Raw genomic sequence first — 23,107 nt, forward strand, 5'->3', positions numbered from 1 at the left:
CCCCTACAAGATTTATTGGTAAAATCCGGTTGCGCCTTGATTTTACAATACTTATCGGGTAGCCCGGAGGCTAACGCACCCGATAAGTGAGGTTTTGTACCCATAATTTGCGTTCAAGAATTTGCCAGGGTAAGTTGTCGTGAATGGAGTAAATCTTGGGGGCGAATTGCTGAAGGGTGGCGATCGCCTTTTACCTTCAAATACTTGTCAACTATTTGCACAACCTGTTCGGGATTGGCAGGCTTGCTCAAAAAATCGGAAGCACCTGTAAATTTCGCCCGCGTACGGTCAATTATACTGTCTTGACCGGTCAAAAACACGATCGGAGTTTCCCGAAAAGCAGGTGTTTTTCGCAAAAAATTGCACAAAGCAAACCCACTTGTCTTGGGCATCACCACGTCCATAAAAATTAAAGCAGGCTTTTGTTTGGCGAGGAGGCCCACTCCCTGCATGGGGTCTTGAATTTTTAGGACTCGATACCCCTCCGGCAATAAAATTTGCTCTAAAAATTCGCAAACTGTCGGACTGTCATCGATACAGGCAATCAAAGGGCGACCCGGCCCAGCCATCGCTGCGGCAAGGCGCCACTGTTCTATAGGTGACGGCAAGTCTGGTACTGTTCGGAAATTTACTAAACCCTGCTTGATGTAATTAACTAAAGCGCGAGTTGCCACTGTCACGCACTGCTTTTTCTTAAATGCAATATCCCAAAGAGTATTCTCGCCGTTGAATACGTTACCCAAAGCGATCAAAGAATTAGAACTAAATCGATTTTGCTGCAACTGAGCCGACGGTTTTAAAAGCGGTGCTTGTTCTGGGTCTACTAGCCACAAACCCATTGCTTTCCACTTCTGCCAAATTTCTTCTGTACAACACAGAATTTTCTCTACTTCTGTTAAAGACAGCAGCAAAGAAGAGGTAATGGTAGAAAAATATTTCTGGGAGGGACGCCACTCCCGGCGCAAACCCGATTGACCGATCAGAGCAAATAACACTTCGGAAAGGCTGGTGTGGACGATCGCCCTAGCTTGTTCCAGACTCATTTCGCTGGCTGCTACCCCTCGCTGAAGCAGTTGATATTCCCAGAGTTCTCCAGCATCGAGGTCTCTGAGATCCACGTGAAAGTTTCGACAGTGTTGCCCGATCGCCCTATACCAGCGCCTCGATCTGTGCGCTCCTCCTGTGGCATAAACCAAACTACCCTGAAAAAAGTAAAGTTGCCACTGTTGTTCCCCTTGCTCTAACACCAGTTTCCCCGTTGCTTGTTTCTGGCTGAGTACAGCCAGAGTATGGGACAACATTTTGTATCCTATTGCGGTAGCAGACATATCAACTCGCATCCCCTGTACTCTGTTTGTACCATTATATAGCTGCTGAGTTTTGAAAGATAACAGTGATATTACTGAATTTGGGTTAAGAAAAACCACTAATTGTGAGAATTTAACCCTCTTAGGGAGTGATTCCCCTCGGGAGTTTTAACTATGAGGAGGCAACGCCTCTTTGCACTAATAACTAATAACTAAAATACTGTTTGTGACTAATAACTAATTGCCCTCGCTATCTGTGGGAGGTACTGGATCGTAACCCCCTGGATGAAAAGGATGACAGCGCAAAATCCGCTTAACTGCCATTGAGCTGCCGCGGGTCGGCCCAAATCTTTCTATTGCTTCGATCGCGTATTGCGAACAAGTTGGCTGAAATCTACAGGCGTTAGGCAGGTAAGGAGAAATCCCCATTTTGTAGCCTCGGATTAATCCGATCAGCAATATTTTCACAATTTTTACCTCAGCGATTGATTAGATTAATAGGCCAATCTCGTCAGGTACCGCTGTAAGCTAGGTGCATCGAGAGCATTCTCAGCGGTTAGAGTTATGCCAAATTTTCCTGTACCAATTATACCTATTTTCAGTTTTATTTTAGATACTTAAAGCACAATTTGAGGAGATAATATGGTACTTGTATCTGAGTTCGCTACTTGACCGATACCTAAAAAATTACCGTCTCGATCGTAAACCTGCAAGGGATAGGGAGGTTCGGGTATTGGGTTGCTACTTTCCTCCTCCGATCCGATCGGCGTTTCGGGAATCGGGAGGCGCTGTCCTTGAAACCAGCGTTTGGTATATTCAGGGGAAAGGACGATCGCCCCTAAATGCCCCAAAACCGCCGATGGTAAAATCGGGCAGAATTTATCCTCCTGCAATTGCAGTTCTAATTCCTCAAAACTGAGACTTTGGTCGATCGAGAAACCGCTACTTTCGGTGCGAGTCAAACAAGCCAAAGTAGCGCCTGTATTCAACACCGCACCCAAATCCCGCGCGATAGCCCGAATGTAAGTACCCGCCCCGCAGGCGATCGACAAATCTAATTCAGGAAAATCCCCCGATCGCCAATCCAAGATTTCCAGTCGAAAAACCTCCACTTTCCTAGCAGCAACTTCCACAGTTTCGCCTTTCCTAGCTAACTCATAAAGGCGTTTTCCTCCCACCTGAACCGCACTAAAACTAGGCGGAAATTGCTCGATTTTTCCTAGGAACTTTGGCAGTGTAGCTTGCACTTGTTCCAAACTCAACTCTGGCACCGGTCGAGAATGGATAATTTCTCCTTCTAAATCGTCAGTAGCAGTAGTTAAGCCAAACCGAATCGTGCCTCGGTAAGCTTTATTGTGTTGGAGATATTGCAGCAGCCTGGTTGCTTTGCCCAGGGCGATCGGCAAAACGCCAGTCACAGCAGGATCGAGGGTTCCTCCGTGTCCGACTCGCTTGAGTTTCAATAGCCGACGCACTCGCCCCACGCAGTCGTGAGATGTCATGCCCGCAGGTTTGTTGAGATTGAGAAAACCGTCAGTAGTCATTAGGAGGTTCGGCAACGAGCAATGTACGGGATGTAACGGATATAACGGATGTCAGGAAGAAGGAAGAAGGAAGAATGCAACGGGTAATTTATGTAATTTAACTGATAGAAGGAAGAAGGAAGAAGGAAGATGAAAATTTTTGATCTTGCTTTTATTCAGAGCGTGAAAGCTAACGTTACTCGCAACGGGCAAGCGATTTTGAGTTAAAAAGTTCAGCATTAAAAACTTAAAACTTAAAACTACCCGCAATCCCAATTATCAATTCCCAATTCCCCATTCCCCATTACCAATTAAAAAATAAAGTCCGCCTGAGTGATAGATGTGCGGGCAACTCCGAATAAAGTAACGAGAGTTTCCTTGGTGTTTGTAAGCTGAATAATTGTACTCGGCGAAGTTCCGGCCCCAGCCGAAATGGTGAGTTCGCCAAAAGTGAGGCCGGCAGTCAAGCGAATTCGATCCGTACCATCAGTAAAATCTGTAATCACATCCCCGTCTGCCAAACGCCCGATCGCAAAAGTATCGTTTCCGACGCCGCCAGTTAAAGTATCTCGGCCGCGATCGCCCGATAAACAGTCATCGCCGATGCCACCAAACAGCGAGTCATCGCCGGCACCCCCAAAAAGCGAGTCATCGCCCGCGCCTCCCAACAAAGTATCGGTGTCTTGGTTGCCAAACAGCAAATCATTGCCATCGTCGCCCAGCATTGAGTCAGAACCTTTGCCGCCGTAGAAAGTATCGCCGCCGGCGCCGCCCAAAACGCTGTCGCGGCCGGCACCGCCGAACAGCAAATCATTGCCAACGTCGCCCAGCAGTGAGTCATCGCCGTCGCCGCCGTAGAGGCTATCGTCTGCGCCTAAGCCCAAAATGCTGTCAGGGCCACCCAAACCAAATATCAAGTTAGCGCCCGCAGTACCTCTGAGGGAGTCGGGGCCACTGGTGCCCCGAGTGCCGCTAGCGGCCCCTCCGGGACGGGTACCCGTGCTGGGGGTTGGGGTTGTGACGGGAATTGGCTGAACTGGCACTGCTGATGGCATGATTCTCAAAATGGTAGAAATTTGCCATTCTAACTTAGCTTAAAAGCGGAAGTTATAAGCTCGCCAACCACCCAGATCGGAAATATCGATCGCATCCGCCACAGCATAAGGTTCGCACAAAAAGCCCTGCACCGTGGAGCCGTCCTCCAACACCAGCGTACCAATTCCCAAGGGCGGGGGAATTTTAGCGACAAATCCGCCGAAAGCGGAGATCGACAACTCCCAAACTTCCACCTCGATCGCGCTACCGCCCTCTATCTGACGCACCAATCCCGGCTTGCCCAGAGCAGTACCCGTCAAAGCATACAGCTTGTAAATCGGGCTGGTACGGCAGGCGCGAACCAAAATGCCTCCCCCCTCGATTAGTTGATAATTCAGTGGCTCACCGCTCAAATGAGCGCCAACTACGGCTATTTTGACTCGTTCTTCTGAGGAAGGTTTGGCTGCGATGGCGGGTTCCGGGAGGGTTGGCAGCGCCTGGCCGGTTGCGCCCAAAGTTCCCCCCAAGCTAGCGTGGAAAGCAGATCCCAGGCTGCAGAGCGATAAATCGTGCCACGCAGGAGCCATCAGTGTCAATCCTGCGGGCAATCCGCTGCTTTGAAACCCGCTGGGAACTGCGATCGCGCACAAATCGAGCAAATTCGCAAAGTTCGTGTAGCGCCCGAGATTGGTGTTGAGCGCGATCGGCTCGGCTGCAACTTCTGCGACTGTATAAATCGTACCTGTCGTCGGCACCGCCAAGACATCCATTGACTCCCACTGAATTTCTGCCTGCTGGCGGAGCTCGGCTAACCGGTACGACGCGCGGTAGGCAGAGACGGCATCGTAGCGTTTGCCGCCGCTGATAATTTCGTAGACGATCGGATCGATCGCATCTGGGTGCGCGTCAAGGAAATCGCCGATCGCGGCCAACCTTTCTGCTACCCAAGGCCCGCCGTAGAGCAGTTCGGCAGCATCTGCAAAGGGTTTGAAGTCAATAGGCGCGATCGTGCAGCCCAATGATTGCAAGCACGCCAGAGCCTCTCGGTAGCGCTGTTCGGCTTCTGCATTCCCGAAAAAATCGAGTTCGCCGTCTCCGGGAACCCCCACCCGTAAGCTGGATAAATCCGGCAAAACTTTCGTTTCAGGGCGACGAGAAAACGCATCCTCAGCGTCAAAACCGCTGGCTACTTGCAGCACGGAGGCCGCATCCGCACAGGTGAGAGCGAACACAGAAACGCAATCGAGCGATCGCACCGCCGGCAGCAGGCCGCGAGTGCTGATCGAGCCGCAACTTGGCTTCAGCCCGACAATGTTGGTAAAAGCAGCGGGAACCCTCCCCGATCCTGCGGTATCGGTACCCAGAGCAAAACTCACCAATCCGGCGGAGACTGCTGCGGCGGAACCGGAACTCGAGCCGCCTGGGATGTAGCGCCGATCGAACGGATTGCGACAAACTCCATAAGGCGTGCGGGTTCCCACTAATCCTGTGGCAAACTGATCCATGTTTGTTTTGCCGATCGCGATCGCACCTGCCGCGCACAGGCGCTCTACGACTGCGGACGATCGCGCTGGAGTGCTAGCAAACGAAGGACATCCCGCCGTAGTCGGAACGCCCGCCCAATCGAGATTATCTTTGATCGCAAAAGGTATCCCGTAGAGCGGCAATTGTTGCGGGTCTAGGTTTTCCAAGGCTTTGGCGCGTTCGAGGGTTTCCGCCTGCGGTGCTAAATAAATCCATACTGCCGGATCTGCATAGCGCTCGATCCGATCGTACACGCTCGCGATCGCATCTGCAGGCGCGAGCGAGCCGGTGCGGTAGCGATCGAGCAGCGAATGAATGTCCAGACTGTTGCTGTAATTAACTTTTTCCATAGTGCACCGTCAGTCGATTTTAGATTTTAGATTTTAGATTTTAGATTGAACAATTGAGTTTACAGGCTTTGCTGGGCGATCGTTCGATTTTAGATTTTAGATTTTAGATTTTAGATTGAAGAAATCACTTGAAAGGCTGTGCAAGGCGATCATTATTAAAAATAGGATGTTAGTTTACCGTATTGGCGATCGTACTCGCATCCAGTCTAGGACTCGAACTATTTCGTGAGAAATATTCAACTCTGACCTTGCGGGTTTCGTCTTTGTGTGCAGGCAAACTTCGCGATTTCCCATCGCCCCGTCTCATCGCCCGGTTTAATCTTCCAAAAATTTTAATTTTACAAATTCCAGAAAAACCGTTTTTTGTAACATTTTACACATTTTTGCATCAAGTTTGCTGTTACCGTTTGAAACGTAGCAATCTAGTAAGATTGCAAACTACAGTATGCTTACCTTTCAAAAAGCTAAGTGCATTGCTGTTATTGACAGTCTTGAATAACTCCTTGGGTTGCAAACAGGACTTATACAGACAAAAAACGAAAAAATTAACCGCTTCTAGGGTTCCGATTTGAATTAGTTTCTAACTCAGCTTAGACAGTTCAAGTGCTGGTCCGAGAGAAGCAGACTGGTCATCCCAATATTTTATTAATTTGAGGGAAACACTAGCCAGTTACACGGCGGGATAAAAGCCCGGGAGAAACGCGATCGGTCAGCAAGACTCGGTTCGTTAGCTCTCGGGCTTTATCCTTTTATATCAAGGGGGTTTGCGGAAGCTAAGGAAGCCAAAGAAGGTGCAAAAGCTCGATCGAAATATTCACCTCTAACAAGCAACCAGAATATGCTATGAATATCCGATATTGCTCCCCAAAAATAACGCGATCGCCCTTGTCCTACTGCGCCATATTTTTCATCACCTTGTTTTTCGCTGTCGGCTGCGTCAACCCGGCAATTTATATCAAAACCACGACTGAAAGCGAAGCAGCTTCTTCAGTAAGTGCTGATGCAGTTAGCCTAGGATTCAGCGCGTGGCCAGGCTGGTTTCCGTGGCAAATTGCCAAAGAGCAAAAGATATTTGAAGCCAACAAAGTTGCTGTAGACTTAAAATGGTTTGACGGCTACTTAGAATCCATCAGCACCCTCACAGCAGGACAGATCAATGCTAACAGCCAAACCCTCGGCGATACAGTAAACTCTATATCCGGCGGTGCCGACCAAGTAATTGTTTTAGTCAACGATAACTCGACGGGAAATGACAAAGTGATTGTCGCCGAAGGCATCAATTCCGTTGCCGATTTAAAAGGCAAAAAAGTTGCAGCCGAGGAAGGTACAGTCGATCACTTTCTATTGCTGTTAGGCCTGAGAAAAGCAGGTTTATCAGTGCAAGATATTCAATTTGTACCGCTGGAAACCGGGAAAGCGGCGGCGGCTTTCGTCGGAGGACAAGTCGATGCGGTGGCAGTATTTGCGCCGTTTACCACCCAGGCATTAAAACGATCGAACAGCAAGGAACTGTTTAGTTCCAAAGATTTTCCGGGGGCGATTTCCGACCATTTGGTATTCACGCGAAAGTTTATCGGCGAACACCCCGATCGAGTGCAAGCCCTAGTCAATTCATGGTTTGCAACATTGGAATACATGAAAGCAAATAAAGAGAAATCTTACGAGATTCTAGCCAACCGCGCCGGAGTTAGCGTCGAGGAATACAAAGAATATGAAAATGGCACTAAGATATTTACGATAGAGGAAAACTTGAAAGCCTTTCAACCGGGAAACGACATGACATCATTACAGTTTGCGGCGGCCGAAATGACTAAATTTCTCGTAGATGTAAATTTAGCAAAAACCCAACCCAATATCAGCACATTATTTGACGATCGCTTTATAAAAGCTTATGCGGAAGGTAAAAGCTAAAAGGCATAATTTACCATTTTGCAGACACAAAAAACTTTCAACAAGATTGTTTTAAAAAATACCAAAAAGCTACTAAAATTCCTCCCTAAACTGTTCTGCAATTAAATCATGCCACCCAATCCCGAACCCCGATCGATCCAATCGCACCTCAAGCACAAAAACCTAAATCCCACCGTTTTCTGGCGGATTGCGGAAGAGATACCACAACCCCTCAATATTGGGTTAACGGTAACATCGATCGCACTGCCGCTGCTGCTGTGGTGGCTAGTAACAACCTTCGCCAACGTAGACCCCAAATTTTTGCCTTCCCCCGGCAAAGTTTTAGAGGCATTTGGTCGGCTGTGGAACACTCGCGAACTTTTGAAAGACACAGTAGCGAGTTTGTGGCGGGTGGGAGTGGGCTTTCTGTTCGCCTTGGTTTTTTCCATACCAATTGGCGTGCTGATGGGCAGTTTTCCCAGTATTCGCGCCTTGCTGGAGCCCATGTTCGGCTTGATGCGATATATGCCCGCACCAGCATTCATCCCCCTGCTAATTCTCTACTTGGGAATCGGCGAAGAACCCAAAATAATGCTGATATTTATCGGTGTCTTTTTCTTCAATTCGCTGATGGTGATGGATACAGTCAAGTTTGTTCCAAAAGACTTGATCGAATCTACTTATATGTTGGGCGGGAATCGCTGGGAAATCCTAACTCAAGTTATTTTTCCCCATGTTTTGCCGGGGATTCTTGATGCTAGCCGCATCAACCTAGCTGCGGCTTGGCAATTGGTAATCGTGTCGGAATTGATTGCGGCAACCGAAGGCTTAGGCCGCCGGATCAGCGTCGCAGGTCGATTTCTCCGAACCGATGAAATTTTTGTGGGGCTGATTGTCATTGGGGCGATCGGACTGACTTTTGACTTGCTTTTTCAATATCTGCTGCGGGTTTCTTGTAAATGGTCAATTCAGAAACAGTAAGCAGATTTTGAAGGAATGGGGAAGAAGGCAGTGGTGTCAACCTAAGATTAAAAGCCAGGCTTGGTATCGTTTTTAGTGCTAAAATTTACCGATTTTGGGAATGAAAAAATCAATTTTTTACTTACAATACAGAGGATAGAGTCATGTTTCTACAAATCAACAACCTGCACAAAAACTTTGAAACGAAAAACGGTAAATTAGTTGTCCTCAAGGACATCAATATGAGCATTAAGCAAGGCGAATTTATCTGCGCGGTAGGCGCATCCGGTTCGGGAAAATCTACTCTGTTGAGGCAGATTGCTGGATTGGACAAGCCGACAACAGGGGAAGTGAAAATTGATGGCAAAGAAGTTGTTTCGCCTGGGCCGGATCGAGGTATGGTATTTCAGCATTACACTCTTTATCCTTGGATGAACGTGCAGGAAAATGCCGAGTTTGGCCTCAAACTTCAAGGCGTGTCCAAGAAAAAGCGGCGCGAACAAGCTAGCTATTATTTGAGTGTGGTAGGATTGACGCAGTTTGCTTCGTCGCTGCCGAAGGAATTGTCGGGCGGGATGAAACAGCGGGTGGCGATCGCCCGCGCCCTGGCTTCTGAACCTAAAGTGTTATTAATGGATGAACCTTTCGGCGCATTGGATATCCACACTAAAGAATCGATGCACGAATTCATGCTCGATTTGTGGCGCCGCACTCAGATTACAATCTTTATGATTACCCACGATGTCGAAGAAGCGGTGTTTCTTTCCAATCGGATTTATGCTTTGGGCGCTCGTCCCGGTACAGTGAGAAAGGAAATGTCGATTAATTTGCCCGATCGCACTCCCAGCATTAAACGCCACGCCAAATTCCACGATTATCGCGACGAACTCATGGATTTGATGCGGAAACACGGACAGGAAGCAGTTGCAATGGCTGCTTAAATAAAAGTAGGTTTGTAGTTGCACTTTTTGCACCCGCGCCAACAGTGCAACTGCCAACCTAAGTAAGTGGAAACTTAACATCTTGCACCATTGTCAATTACCTATTTAGGAACGGGCAAGATGCCCGTTCCACAATAAAATTTAGTTTTGTGGAACGGGCCGAAGAGCCCGTTCTTGAGAATGGTGCAAGATAGCCGTGGAGATAAATATTACTTTGGAAGAGAGTGAGTTTTTCCACTACAAAATACTATTGTTTTGTTTCGCTGCCCCCCAAATACATCAAGAGGAACTTATGGTGCAACTATCGATCGACCCAAACTCACAAATTGATTCTGACCTCGTATTAATGCAAGAAACCGTACCGGGCGGCGCGTACTGGTCGGGGGTCATCAAGCGGGGAAACACCCTGCGAATCACCGATTTAGAAGGCTCTCGCGGCGTTTCCATGCTGTGCTACAACGCCGACAATGCGATCGAACGTTTCAACGCAGCAGACACCGCCAAAATTCAATTCAACGCCTTTCTCAAACAAGGCATGGTGATCTACACAGACATGGGACGCATCCTATTTTCCATCACCCAAGACACCTCCGGCTGTCACGATTTGCTGGGAGGATGCAGCAACGCCATTAGCAATGCCAAAAAATACGGCGAAGGAGACTGGAAAAACTCCCGTGACAACTTCCTCAAAGCCCTAACTAGGTGGGGATTGGGCAAAAAAGATATCATGCCCAACCTCAACTTATTTACTCGCATTGCCGTCAAACCAGACGGCACAATGGAGTTTCGCGAAGGCTGCGAAAAACCGGGTAGTTTTATCGATTTGCGAGCCGAAATGAACGTATTGACCATTATCTCAAATTGCCCCCACATCCTGCATCCGGGTTCAACTTACGATCCAAAACCCATCCAAATTCAGATTGTAAAAAGCCCCGCACCAGCACCAGACGACTTGTGCCGCACCGCCAACCCGGAAGCCGTGCGCGGGTTCATCAACACCGATGCTTTGTTCCTGCAATAGACTCGATCCCAGCACTCAATCTTGTCCGCATCAATCTGCGGTAAAAAACTCTGCAATTCCATCACAAAAAGTGAACCATGACTGCAACTACTCAACAAATCCTCGATCCAAAAACTGCAATTTACAACGAAGTTTTACCAGCCAGACATCCCTGGTCCCGCGTCATCAAAAAAGGACAGATTCTCCGGATTGTAGATTTAGGCGGAAATCAAGCAGTAGATTTTTTAGTTTACAATGCCGATGACCCTTCCGAACGCTACAGCGCCCCCGATACGATCGTCAATCAAGGCAACATCTTTGTCACTACAAACAGCAAACTCATTTCCAACGAAGGGCGAGCCATGATGACCATAATTGCTGACTCCTGCGGGCGGCACGATACCTCCGGCGGCGCCTGTAGCTGCGAGAGCAATTCGGTGCGGTTTGGACTAGATAAAAAATACCAGCACGCCTGTGTTGAAAATTTCCTCGCCGCAATTCTTCCCTACGGTTTGGGTAAGCGAGATTTAGTCAGCAATATCAACTTCTTTATGAATGTTCCGGTTAGCGAAGACGGCACGCTAGAAATTGTTGACGGCATCTCCGATCCGGGGAGTACAGTTGATTTGCGAGCCGAAATGAACGCGCTAGTTGCTATTTCTAACTGCCCCCAAATGAACAATCCTTGCAATGCTTACAATCCTACGCCGATTCAGTTGATTGTTTGGGATGCCGTATAGGTTGTAGCTGCATACCCGTCAGAAACCGCCAGGGGTTTAAACCCCTGGCTAATAGCTAAAGTCCTCTTTAGAGCATCCTACGGGCGTCGCACGCCCGTTATGAAGAAAAGAAACAGTTTCGCTCGCCCAAAAGTTGCTAGTGATCGGATATATTATCCCTGTGTCCCGATAGTCAGACCGACAAGTCAATGGTGCTTAGAAGAGCCTGATTTAGAGCATGGTCGTGGGCCAGATGATTATGACATTGGTGAAGGGTAGTTTTACCCTATCCCGTTGAGGAGAATATAACATCACATCCGCCCACCGCTCGGGACACCTTCTAATTCGATCGCGAAAAGGAGTCATCTAATGATCCGACACAAGACAAACAAACCTGTTGGGGGTGAAATGTCGAATTTTACACAGATTAACCCAAATGCCGCAGGGATAGATATTGGCTCTGCTGAACATTGGGTTTGCGTTCCACCCGATCGAACGCCACAGAATGTACGTAAATTTAGTTGTTTTACCCCCGACTTAATCGAGATGGCATCTTGGTTATTGGAATGTCGAGTAGACACCGTAGCGATGGAATCTACAGGAGTTTATTGGATACCAGCTTTTCAAATTCTCGAAGAAAGGGGTATCGAAGTCAAACTGGTGAATGCCCATCACGTCAAAACCGTACCAGGTAGAAAAAGCGATGTTTTAGATTGTCAGTGGTTGCAACAGCTACATACCTACGGTTTATTGTCCGGTTCCTTTCGCCCTGACGATCAAATTTGCGTTCTTCGCAGTTACATTCGCCACCGCGATAACTTAATCAAAAGCGGTAGCACCCACCTACTGCGGATGCAGAAAGCATTAACTCAAATGAATCTGCAACTAAATAAAGTCATCAGTGACATCACAGGAGTTACAGGGATGGCAATTATCCGCGCCATTGTAGCTGGAGAAAGGAACCCTCAAGTCTTAGCTGGCTTGAAAAATTCTCGGATTAAAAGTAGTACCGCCGATATTGCTAAAGCCTTGACAGGAGACTATCGAGCCGAGCATATATTTGTGTTAAAACAAGAGTTACAACTCTATGATATCTATCAAGGACAAATTGCTAACTGCGATGTCGAGATCGATCGATATTTAGCCAGCTTTGCTTCCGAAGAAAACAATCCCCCACCAACTCCTCCCAAACGCGGTAAAAGAAAGCCCAGAGGTCATGAACCCACTTTTAATTTACGCAACCATTTATATCGAATTAGTGGGGTAGATTTTACCCAAATTCCTGGTTTTGACGCCCTCACAGTACAAACCCTGTTATCTGAAGTCGGATTAGATGCTACTCGTTTCCCCACCGTTAAACACTTTTGTTCCTGGTTAGGGTTGTGTCCTTCTACAAAGATTACTGGTGGTAAGGTCAAAAGTTCTCACACCCGTCGAGTAGTTAATCGGGCTGCCAATGCCTTCCGTTTAGCTGCTCAGTCCTTATCTCGCTCTCAATCTGCTTTGGGGGCTTTTTATCGTCGCTTGCGATCGAGATTGGGTGCCGTTAGCGCTAATACTGCTGCTGCCCACAAGCTAGCTCGCATCTTCTATCATCTCTGGAGTACAAAAACTGCTTATGTCGATGCCGGTGGCGATTATTACGAACAGAAATACCGACAACGGCTCGTTTCTAAGCTGGAGAAAACTGCTCAATCTCTTGGGTTTGAGCTCGTTTCTAAACCTCCGCAGTTAGATTGAGTTTCTGAGGAGGACTGAAAAATCGATTGCCCATTAGCAATTATCAATTAGCAATTATCAATTAGCAATTACCTAAATGTTTAACAAAGTTTTGATTGCAAATCGCGGTGAAATTGCCTGCCGAATTATCCGCACGCTTGATCGCCTCGGAATTGCTTCGGTAGCAGTATATTCTGAAGCCGACGCCCGCGCCTCGCACGTTTTCGCCGCCAGCGAAGCCGTTTGTATCGGTGCAGCCGCCGCAGCCGAGAGTTATTTGCGGTTAGATCGCATTCTCGAAGTTGCGCGCCAAACAAAAGCTCAAGCTATCCATCCGGGTTACGGCTTTTTGAGCGAAAATGCTGAATTTGCCGAAGCTTGTGCAAGGGAAAATATTGCATTTATCGGCCCGACTCCGAGTCAGTTGCGCTGCTTTGGATTGAAGCACACCGCGCGGGAAATAGCCGCTGCAAATCAAGTGCCGCTAACTCCCGGAAGCGAACTTTTAGCAAGTTTAGAGGATGCGGAAAAAGCGGCTGGGGCGATCGGCTATCCGGTGATGCTAAAAAGTACCGCAGGCGGCGGCGGCATTGGTTTGCAGGCTTGTTTTGGCGATCGAGATTTGGCAGAAGCATTTGAAAAAGTACAGCGTTTGAGTCAAAGCAATTTTAAACAAAGTGGCGTTTTTTTAGAGAAATACATTCAAACAGCCAGGCACATAGAAGTCCAAATCTTTGGAGATGGCAAAGGAAATGTCATAGCCTTGGGCGAGCGAGATTGTTCGGTGCAGCGGCGCAATCAAAAAGTAATAGAAGAAACCCCCGCCCCTGCTATTAGTGACGAACAGCGAAATCAGTTGTACGGTGCCGCAGTGCGGCTGGGAAAAGCCGTAAATTACCAGTCAGCCGGTACTGTTGAATTTGTCTTTGATGTCGATGCGAAACAGTTTTATTTTTTGGAAGTCAACACGCGCTTGCAAGTCGAACACGGCGTTACTGAAGCTGTCAACAACATCGACCTCGTTGAGTGGATGATAAAACAGGCTTCGGGAGAGTTGTTCCCCCTGGAAGAGTACCGCTATCAGCCGCAGGGACACTCAATTGAGGTGCGAATTTATGCCGAAGATGCCGGCAAGAATTTTCAGCCGAGTTCCGGGTTGCTGAATCAAGTTGCGTTTCCCGAAAACGTCCGCTGCGACAGTTGGATAGAAACAGGCACAGAGGTTACTCCTTTTTACGATCCGCTGCTAGCCAAAGTAATCGTTTGCGGGGATAATCGAACCCAGGCGATCGCTCAACTCAAAGCTGCTTTAGATGCCAGTGAAATAGCGGGAATAGAAACTAATTTAGATTACCTCCGCCAGATTTTGGACGATGCCCGATTCAACCGGGGCGAACAGAGCACGCGCTTTTTAAACTCTTTTGAATACGCACCTTTAACGATCGATGTATTGGATGGGGGAACCTACAGCAGCATTCAAGATTATCCGGGGCGGATTGGCTATTGGGATGTGGGCGTGCCGCCTTCGGGACCGATGGATCATCTGGCATTTCGATCGGCAAATCGTTTAGTAGGAAATCCCGAATCGACAGCAGGATTGGAATTCACGGCGACAGGCCCAACTCTGCGCTTTAATGCCGATACAGTTATTAGTTTAACTGGTGCAATTATGAAGGGAACGCTAAACGGCGAATCGGTACCGTTTTGGACGGCAATTGCCGTAAAAGCTGGCAGCATTCTCAAGTTAAAAGCCATTCAAGGCGGCGGCTACCGCACTTATTTAGCGGTAAAGCACGGCTTTAATGTCCCCGATTATTTGGGCAGCAAATCAACTTTTGTACTGGGAAAATTTGGCGGACACGCGGGCCGCACGCTGCGTCCGGGAGATGTGCTTAAACTGCTTCAAACTGCAACTCTGGAAGCGGAAATATCTTTGCCTCCCGAACTAATTCCCACCTACAGCAATAATTGGGAAATCGGCGTTTTGTACGGGCCTCACGGCGCGCCGGATTTCTTTACTGACTCAGACATCGAAATGTTTTTCTCTACAGAATGGCAGGTGCATTACAACTCGACGCGGACGGGCATTAGGCTGATCGGCCCGAAGCCCACCTGGGCGCGTCAAGACGGAGGAGAAGCGGGTTTGCACCCGTCTAACATTCACGATAATGCTTACGCGATCGGCACGATCGATTTTACGGGCGATATGCCTGTAATTCTCGGTCTTGACGGCCCGAGTTTGGGAGGTTTTGTGTGTCCTGCTACTATTGTGCAGTCGGAATTGTGGAAAATCGGGCAACTGAAACCGGGGGACAGCATTCGCTTTCACTGTTTGAGTTTTGCTGAAGCTTTGCAGCGGGAATTAGCACAAAATAGGCAAATTGCTACTTTTTGTTTGCCTGTTTTTGGGGAAAGTGCGGAGGAATTGCCCGCAGTTTCCGCTTCTCCAATTTTGCACAAAATTCCCGAATCTCCGGGACAGGTTGCTGTTACTTACCGTCAAGCTGGGGATAAATATATTCTAGTTGAATACGGCCCGTTGGTGCTGGATTTAAATTTGCGTTTTCGGGCGCACGCATTGATGGAACACTTAAAAGCAAATCCGTTGCCGGGTGTTATCGAATTAGTGCCGGGAATGCGATCGCTCCAAATTCACTTTGAGGGCCGCCAGATTTCGCAACAGCAGCTAATGCAGGCGCTGATTGCGGCGGAGGCGGAACTTCCGGCGATCGAGGATTTGGAAGTGCCGGCGCGAATTGTGCACTTGCCTTTATCCTGGGAAGATGAATCGACGCTGTTGGCCATTGAAAAATATATGCAGTCTGTGCGATCGGATGCACCTTGGTGTCCCAGCAATATTGAGTTTATTCGCCGCATAAACGGGCTTGACAGCATCGAACAAGTCAGAGAAATTGTATTTAATGCTAGCTATTTAGTGATGGGTTTGGGAGACGTTTATTTAGGGGCGCCCGTCGCAACTCCCCTCGATCCGCGCCACCGTTTGGTTACAACTAAATACAATCCCGCCCGCACTTGGACTCCTGAAAATGCAGTGGGCATTGGCGGCGCGTATTTGTGCGTTTACGGGATGGAAGGGCCGGGAGGTTATCAATTTGTCGGCCGCACGGTGCAAATGTGGAATCGATTCAAACAAACGGCGGATTTCCAGTCTGGTAAACCTTGGCTTTTGCGCTTTTTTGACCAAATCCGATTTTATCCGGTTTCCCATGAGGAATTGCACCGCTGTCGGGAAGCATTTATCGAAGGGAAGTTTAAATTAAAGGTTGAGGAAATCACTTTTAATTTGAGAGAATACAATGAGTTTTTGCATTTTATTGCTAAGAGTGCGGCTGAATTTAAAGCCCAGCAACAGGCCGCATTTAATGCAGAGCGCGATCGCTGGGCCGCATCGGGGGAATTTGAAGCTGAATCTGCAGCAGAATCCTCGGCGGATCAGGCTTCTGAAACAGCGGCGGAGGTTACTTTGCCGATCGGTTGTGAGGCTGTTGTCGCTCACGTTTCGGCCAATGTTTGGCAGGTGCTGGTTAATGTTGGAGATGCCGTTGCAGAGGGCGATCGGCTGTTAATTTTGGAAGCGATGAAAATGGAAATTGCTATTACTGCTGATGTTGCGGGTACTGTTGCCGAGTTGTTTTGTGAAAAGGGGCAAACGGTGACAGCCGGACAAATTCTAGCGGCGATCCAACCGAATTAATCCCTCTGTTGTCAGTTCGGGGACAGGGGGAAGCTAGGCAGCAACCAAATCTGTAACTACTCTCTGGGTTAGCCGCTGCATACGTTAGTTTTTATCCTCAAGGATTTTCGGGCAATTGGGGATTGATTGACCAAGAATTTCTTGATGGTACCCGCCACGTGATTTATCCGTCGAATCAATCCAAAATCTAAAATCTAAAATCCTCAAGCCCCCGAATTTATCCGTGGGGTCAATCCAAAATCTAAAATCTAAAATCTAAAATCGAATGACCGCCGAGGTCGGTGGGCTGTCCGACCCCAATACCCCGATGTGAATTTCTTCTCCGAAGGATTTGCTGTTGTCGGTGGGGGGCAAGAGTCGGGCTTCATTCGCCGCTAGACCATTGCATCACGCGATCGCCTGTAAAACTGTTTGACCAAAGCGAATCGTTAATTTAGCATTTATAGTGTTGATATTTGTTGGCTCTGCACCTGGGGGGGTGACAAAGAGGTCTACGAGATAGACTGTATAAGGGTTGCAGCCCGCATACCTTGTTGATAAAAGCGGCGTTTATGGGGAGTTAACTTCATTAACTGTTCTACCTCGTCAGAATATTGTTCGAGATAATTGACCCACTTTTCTCCATCTAAACCAACACCAAATGTACTCCGTCTTTGATATCTTTTTTTAGGTTCTTTGCGGCGAGATACATATTTTTGCACCTGCTTTTTCTTCATTTCAGTGCCTTGAAATATTCCCGAACTATAGGCGAGCGTCATGAGCAAAATCATGTTAATAAGTCGGTCTCCTGTTAAGCTAGTTCCTTCAAGATCGTAGCCTCCCGTTTTACAGTCTCGGAACATTTCTTCAATACCCATCCGCTGCTTATAAGCATTGATGGCTGCTGGCAAGGAACCTAAATCTGTGAGAATAAACCATGCTTCATCCACCTTCCATGCCCCGTAGTTTCTTTTCCACTTACAAGCAACATCAAATCCAGTAGCAGGCTGAGTTTTTCTCACTCTTTTACCTTGAAAATATAAAGAGGTTTAAGAGTACTATTCCTAATTCATCTAACCGTTGCCAAACTAAATGTTCCGTTTCGATGCAATGATTTTTTTTCAGTCTTAAACAAAAAGATACACCCTTTTCCCTCAGCCAGTTTCCCAAATCGACCGAACAAAATTCACGGTCTCCTAAAACGATGACTTTATATTCTGAAAATAATGGTAAAACTTGCTGTAAATTGGTTGTTTGTGACTCGAAGTTACTGTTTCCCAATTTGGGCAACAGTGACCAGTATAATGGAATTGCTCTTCGCTCCCAGATCAGGCTAACCATAAACAGATTAATGCGTCCCCATTGACTGCGGTCGATTGCGATTGATAAACGACTACCCACACGGCAATAAGTCATCAACCAATAAGTAATTAATGGGAACCAAATTAGTGAGATAGTTAAGTGAGGCAAATCGAGAAACCTTTGTAGTTTTCTCCGCCGACTTTCTGTTGTAATTGGATAGGGAAATACCCGGGAGAGCCGTTCTAATCTCACTTGTTTTTCTGATTGTATCAAGGGTAGCAAGATTTCAATCAGTTTCAATTGAGCTGAACTTAGTTGTTTTTTTAAATGAATGAGGTAGAATGTTGGTATCATTATTTTTTTGGATAGGCAAGCGTGTAACAATTCTGCTGCCTATCTTTTTTTACCACAAGTTGGCTCAATCCTTACTAACTATGGGTTTGGGGCAGCTTGTCACCCCCCCAGGGCTCTGCACAATCAAGTTAAGAAAGGCGCAGATGAGCGAGATTGATGAACATAAAGTTAATCTCCAGGTAAATTTAGAAATTTTGGGAGAGGTTCAACCCCATCACCAGTCAATTTCCTAAATTTTTTCATGCTGTACAGCTCACTCAATAATATGACTTCAATACCAAAGGTAATTATCATCGGCGGTGGAATTGGCGGTCTGACCTTAGCCCGTGCCTGTCTCGATGTGGGCATTGCAGTTGAACTATACGAGAAGCGCGGTTTGGATGTTATGCTCTCAGGGCCGGGAGGCATATTCATCCAACGCAATGCTTTGCGCGTCTACAAGGTTTTGCAATCAGGGCAGATTTACCAGCGTTTCTACCAGCAGGGAGGCAAGATCCTCAAAGGTGGGTTTTTTGACCAAAAAGCGGAACCCCTCTACATTAACGCTCCTCAATTCATAGGCGAAGATGACTTGGGTGTGTGCCTCCTGCGACCTGAACTTCAGCAGATTTTATTTGAAGCCTTGCCAGAGGGAACGGTGCGGACTGGCGCTGCCTTTGAGAAATTTGAGGACACGGGCAACGGCATTCGGGTCTTTTTCTCTGATGGTCGCACTGCTGAGGGTGACATCTTAGTAGGGGCTGATGGTCTTTACTCCAAGGTACGGGCTAGGCTGAATGGTAATGAGCGGTTAGAGGAGCCTGTGTACAGCGGGACTTGCTGCTGGAGAGGCTACTTTGATGGCTCTGGCTTACCACTAGATCCACAATACAGTTGGGCCGAATTCTGGGGTCAGGGCACTCGTTTTGGCTACTTCGATGTCGGTGGTGGTCGGTTTGCTTTCTATGCTTTCAACAACACCCCAGCGGGCGGTAATGACGATGCAGTGGGCGGTTCCTTGAATGCCTTGCGCTCTCTGTTTAAAGGCTATGCTGACCCAGTACCAACTATCATCGAAGCTCTCGACGGGGACAAGATTTACCGAGATGATATTGTAGATCGGCCACCGCTGAGAACCCAATGGGGACAAGGGCGAGTTACCTTAATCGGGGATGCCGCCCACCCAGTTCAACCGAATATCGGTCAAGGAGGCTGTATGGCGGTGGAAGACTCCTTTGAACTAGCGAAACTCCTATTTACTAACCGAACTGGTGGCGATACTGTTCCTTCCCTATTGCGGCAGTTTGAAGCCAGCCGCGCTCAACGAGTTACTCGCGTTTTCGATACTTCCAGACAAATAGGGAAATTGGGGCAGGCGGATACGACGATCGGATGTTTGTTGCGGAACTACATTTACAAGCTCACTCCTACTTGGTTGGCTGACTTGCAGTTCAAATGGTTGTTTGATTACCAACCTCAATGGAATCATATCAGTACAAATCATTCCGAATAAGCTTGACATTGGGAAACACAAAATACTCCGTCAGTTTCCCAACGATTACCATTGTTAGAAACCTCTGTGACGTTACAGTTAAGGTAATTCATTTCAGCCCAATCCAACAAAGAAGTATACTCTAGCTTATTAATTTTACCTGCGAGTAAACATTACTCTTTCAGCAATACCGCCTATATTTCAGGGTAAACCAATGACTCAAGAAAACAACTGGTTTGAGACAGCACGATTGGGAATGTTTGTTCACTGGAGCCATAGCAGCCAGTGCGGGTACGAAGTATCTTGGCCATTAGTGGGAGGCGTCTTTAGCTTGCCGTACTGCCAAGATATTCCGGTAGCCGACTATCACCGCACCGCCCAAACTTTCAATCCGACTGAATACGACCCTCAAACTTGGGCTAATTTAGCAAAACGTTTGGGGATGCAGTATGTGATTTTGACGGCTAAACATCATGATGGGTTTTCCTTATTTCATACCCAGCAATCCGACTTTTCTATCGAGTATGCGCCGTACAAAAAAGATATCGTCCGAGAATTTGTGGAGGCGATGCGGGCGGAGGGTTTGCGAATTGGGTTGTATTTTTCCTTGATTGACTGGCATTACCCTTACTACCCGGCTTTCACAGAAGCCGACAAACCGTATCAGTTTGGGAAATTCCGACAGCCGACGAGTTCTCAGTGGGAGCGCTACCTTGAATTTATGTTCGCTCAAGTCAAAGAATTGTTGAGCAACTATGGAAAGATTGACTTGCTTTGGTTTGATGGCGGTTGGGAACGAAAGCCAGAACAATGGCAAGCTAGACAGCTACATGAAATGATTCGATCGCTGCAACCGCATTTGCTAATCAATGATCGCCTCCCTGGATTTGGAGACTTCGATACCTGCGAGCAATTCATTCCTCCCCAACCGCCTCCGCGTACTTGGGAAGCTTGCCTAACTCTGAATGAAAGCTGGGGTTACAACCCGAAGGACACCCAATTCAAGTCAGCTCGCCAACTTATTCATACCCTCTGTGAAGTTGCAGGTAAAGGCGGCAATCTGCTGTTGAATGTCAGTCCAATGGGCAATGGGCAGATTCAATCTGAACAATTGGATTTGTTGCAATCCGTAGAAGAATGGATGGCTGTCCATGCCCAGAGCATCGTAGGAACACAGCCTGGACTGGAACCTTGGCAATTCTACGGCCCTTCTACTCGGCGGGGCAATCGCTTTTACTTATTCTTGCTGATGAAGCCCTACGACTCAGTAACAGTAAGAGGTGTACCCATTAAACGGATTCAAGCAGTTTATCTGCTAGCTGGAGGGCAGTTATTGGAACACTCAACTCGCTGTGCCATTGTCGATTCTATGTTAAGTGCCGATCCTCTTGGGGAGTTAACGATTCAAGTGCCTGAACAAGCTCTCGATCCCTATGCTACGGTGATTGCAGTTGATATTGCTCCAGCCAACGATCCTTAGAACAAGATTTGGCCAGTTTCGCGATCGCACTTCTTCACTTCCTACCCCAGGAGTCGATCGCATCCAGCTCAACATCACGCTCGCACTTTGGGTTCCCTCTTATACAAATCATTATAGTCTCACAATTTATTTGGTTAGAGCATCTATAGCCAGGTATTTCCACTGCTTATTACCTTATTCACCCTTATAAAAGTCTATCTCTCAGAAATTTTGGTTTTTGTGAAATAGGTTGATGTTTGGGGTTAATGACAAACTGTCAGAGAGAGTATTTACCTTTAAATTTTTGCTGCAACAATGAGTCAGATCATTTTTTATGACATTTTTAGAACCGCAAGGGGGACAATTTATAGAGGAGGAAGTTAAGAAAGTGGAATTAAATGATTCTACCCGATTTCCCTAACTATGCACCCCTAGCAAATTACAGCGTCTTCTAGGTTTATGAAGTGTAGGGAGAAAGGCTTTCGCCGTCTCCCTACGGGGATAGAACGATAGGTGGGGTACTTCATAAACGTGAAATCTGCTGTATTAAAGCGTTAAAAATTGGAAATTATATCTTTGATAAGCTAAAACTTTTATACACTTTTAGCATAGTAAATACGAAAGAGCCGTTTGATTATTTGCCAACAGTTAACAGGAGGATGGAGAAGGTGTTGGGGGAACAAACCTGTGAAAACATTTACGCTCTGCCTTGTCAGCTTAAGAACTATATCTTATCGATTTGTCGGTTGGCTGCAAGATAATGGTGACGTATTTGCGTAACACATAGGAGGTTCGATGCTCTGTTTAGGCTTTAAATTTGTTTAAGTCCTGTTAACTTAACTCCAGCAGCCCAGAAGAGAGCGGCAAACCATCCTGAAATACCAGCAATTCTCCCGGCTGAATTTGCGTCCAAACTTCGTTATCTGTCAGAGGAAAAGTGGCAATAACAGCCACGCGATCGTCCTCGTTGGTCAATTCCCGAAAATCGACTGTTACATCTTCGTCGATCGAGTGAGCGCTAGCAAAAGGTGCTTGTCGCACAATATAATGCAGATTAGTAGAACAGTGGGTGAACAAGTGTTCTCCATCGGAAAGTAAATAATTAAAAATTCCGTGTTCTGCCAAACTTTTAGTAATTTCCTCTAGTACCGGATAAATTTCCGTTAAAGCAGGCTTACTTTGAGGAAAAGTAGAGCGCAGCTTTTCTAATATCAAACAGAATGCTTTTTCGCTGTCAGTTTTGCCAACAGGTTTGTAAACTCCAGCACATTCTGGATAAAAATTTTCTAGATTTCCGTTGTGAGCAAACACCCAATAGCGTCCCCAAAGTTCCCGAATAAAAGGATGGCAGTTTTCTAGAGCAATTGCGCCTTGCGTAGCTTTGCGGATGTGAGCAATGACGTTAGTTGAATGAATGGGATAGCGACGCACTACTTCTGCAACTGGAGAAGCAATCGCAGGTTTTGAGTCTATAAAAAGGCGACATCCTAAACCTTCAAAGAAAGCAATTCCCCAACCGTCTTGATGAACGTCCGTTTTGCCCCCCCTTGCAGAAAAACCCTCAAAAGAAAAGCAAATATCCGTCGGAACATTGCAGTTCATTCCCAGTAATTGGCACATAGCTTTTAAGTCTCTGGAGTGTGGATAGATCGCGCAGCTATTGGCAGCTACAGATTGGCGGTGATAATATTATAGTATTAACGGGTTAAATAAGTTAAATACACTTAATATTTTGGCTTGGTCAACCGTAATGATACTGAAGTTAAAAAGTTGGCTAGCTAACAATACTCCGGACAGTTTTTAAGCAGCCAAAGTACCATAAGACAAGACTGAAGGAAGGTTAGGGTGATTTAAAATCA

The 23,107-nt window shown here is 47.0% G+C and carries 17 protein-coding genes and 1 riboswitch; of the genes, 9 read left to right on the forward strand and 8 right to left on the reverse strand.

Going from position 1 to position 23,107, the window contains the following annotated elements:
* Window positions 1-113 precede the first annotated feature (113 nt).
* From QUA04_RS14540 to atzF, 5 genes are all read right to left on the reverse strand, one after another.
* Complete coding sequence (locus tag QUA04_RS14540; RefSeq protein WP_333258055.1) at window positions 114-1,328, reverse strand: response regulator; 1,215 nt, start codon at window positions 1,326-1,328, stop codon at window positions 114-116.
* A gap of 216 nt (window positions 1,329-1,544) precedes the next feature.
* Window positions 1,545-1,775: a membrane protein insertion efficiency factor YidD gene (gene yidD / locus QUA04_RS14545; RefSeq protein ID WP_333258056.1), complete on the reverse strand. Its 231-nt coding sequence runs from the start codon at window positions 1,773-1,775 to the stop codon at window positions 1,545-1,547.
* Window positions 1,776-1,924: 149 nt separating this feature from the next.
* Complete coding sequence (gene truB / locus QUA04_RS14550) at window positions 1,925-2,851, reverse strand: tRNA pseudouridine(55) synthase TruB (RefSeq protein WP_333258057.1); 927 nt, start codon at window positions 2,849-2,851, stop codon at window positions 1,925-1,927.
* 290 nt (window positions 2,852-3,141) lie between these two features.
* On the reverse strand, window positions 3,142-3,885 hold the full coding sequence (locus QUA04_RS14555) for a calcium-binding protein (protein ID WP_333258058.1): 744 nt from the start codon (window positions 3,883-3,885) through the stop codon (window positions 3,142-3,144).
* A 39-nt stretch (window positions 3,886-3,924) separates the two neighbouring features.
* Complete coding sequence (gene atzF, locus QUA04_RS14560) at window positions 3,925-5,739, reverse strand: allophanate hydrolase (RefSeq protein ID WP_333258059.1); 1,815 nt, start codon at window positions 5,737-5,739, stop codon at window positions 3,925-3,927.
* A 544-nt stretch (window positions 5,740-6,283) separates the two neighbouring features.
* Window positions 6,284-6,438: riboswitch (guanidine-I (ykkC/yxkD leader) on the forward strand.
* A 144-nt stretch (window positions 6,439-6,582) separates the two neighbouring features.
* On the opposite strand from atzF, the gene QUA04_RS14565 reads away from it, so the two are divergent.
* The 7 genes from QUA04_RS14565 (at window position 6,583) to uca (ending at window position 16,683) form a co-directional block, all read left to right on the forward strand.
* Window positions 6,583-7,650: an ABC transporter substrate-binding protein gene (locus tag QUA04_RS14565; protein ID WP_333258060.1), complete on the forward strand. Its 1,068-nt coding sequence runs from the start codon at window positions 6,583-6,585 to the stop codon at window positions 7,648-7,650.
* Between the two features lie 108 nt (window positions 7,651-7,758).
* Window positions 7,759-8,610 (forward strand): ABC transporter permease, encoded by an 852-nt coding sequence (locus QUA04_RS14570; RefSeq protein WP_333258061.1) that lies wholly within the window; start codon window positions 7,759-7,761, stop codon window positions 8,608-8,610.
* A 143-nt stretch (window positions 8,611-8,753) separates the two neighbouring features.
* Window positions 8,754-9,530, forward strand: coding sequence for an ABC transporter ATP-binding protein (locus QUA04_RS14575; RefSeq protein WP_006630934.1), 777 nt, complete (start codon window positions 8,754-8,756; stop codon window positions 9,528-9,530).
* 292 nt (window positions 9,531-9,822) lie between these two features.
* Window positions 9,823-10,551, forward strand: a complete 729-nt coding sequence (locus QUA04_RS14580; RefSeq protein WP_333258062.1) for an urea amidolyase associated protein UAAP1 — start codon at window positions 9,823-9,825, stop codon at window positions 10,549-10,551.
* Window positions 10,552-10,628: 77 nt separating this feature from the next.
* A complete protein-coding gene (locus QUA04_RS14585; protein ID WP_333258063.1) occupies window positions 10,629-11,270 on the forward strand; it encodes an urea amidolyase associated protein UAAP2 in 642 nt (213 codons plus the stop codon).
* A 387-nt stretch (window positions 11,271-11,657) separates the two neighbouring features.
* Window positions 11,658-12,989 (forward strand): IS110 family transposase, encoded by a 1,332-nt coding sequence (locus QUA04_RS14590; RefSeq protein WP_333258064.1) that lies wholly within the window; start codon window positions 11,658-11,660, stop codon window positions 12,987-12,989.
* Window positions 12,990-13,065: 76 nt separating this feature from the next.
* A complete protein-coding gene (gene uca, locus QUA04_RS14595) occupies window positions 13,066-16,683 on the forward strand; it encodes an urea carboxylase (protein ID WP_333258065.1) in 3,618 nt (1,205 codons plus the stop codon).
* A gap of 491 nt (window positions 16,684-17,174) precedes the next feature.
* Here uca and QUA04_RS14600 read toward each other — a convergent pair whose 3' ends face one another.
* Both QUA04_RS14600 and QUA04_RS14605 read right to left on the reverse strand, forming a co-directional pair.
* On the reverse strand, window positions 17,175-17,684 hold the full coding sequence (locus tag QUA04_RS14600; protein WP_333258066.1) for a hypothetical protein: 510 nt from the start codon (window positions 17,682-17,684) through the stop codon (window positions 17,175-17,177).
* Between the two features lie 4 nt (window positions 17,685-17,688).
* Window positions 17,689-18,318, reverse strand: coding sequence for a hypothetical protein (locus QUA04_RS14605; protein ID WP_333258067.1), 630 nt, complete (start codon window positions 18,316-18,318; stop codon window positions 17,689-17,691).
* Window positions 18,319-18,583: 265 nt separating this feature from the next.
* Here QUA04_RS14605 and QUA04_RS14610 point away from each other — a divergent pair, with 265 nt between their 5' ends.
* Together QUA04_RS14610 and QUA04_RS14615 are read left to right on the forward strand one after the other, a co-directional pair.
* Window positions 18,584-19,810, forward strand: a complete 1,227-nt coding sequence (locus tag QUA04_RS14610) for an FAD-dependent monooxygenase (RefSeq protein WP_333258068.1) — start codon at window positions 18,584-18,586, stop codon at window positions 19,808-19,810.
* 193 nt (window positions 19,811-20,003) lie between these two features.
* Window positions 20,004-21,269, forward strand: coding sequence for an alpha-L-fucosidase (locus QUA04_RS14615; protein WP_333258069.1), 1,266 nt, complete (start codon window positions 20,004-20,006; stop codon window positions 21,267-21,269).
* A gap of 810 nt (window positions 21,270-22,079) precedes the next feature.
* Here the strand turns inward: QUA04_RS14615 and QUA04_RS14620 are convergent.
* Entirely contained in the window at window positions 22,080-22,868 is a 789-nt protein-coding gene (locus QUA04_RS14620; protein WP_333258070.1) for a class II glutamine amidotransferase, read from the reverse strand.
* Window positions 22,869-23,107: the final 239 nt, after the last annotated feature.

It is taken from the genome of Microcoleus sp. S13_C5 (genome assembly GCF_036700845.1).
Classification (GTDB): domain Bacteria; phylum Cyanobacteriota; class Cyanobacteriia; order Cyanobacteriales; family Microcoleaceae; genus Microcoleus.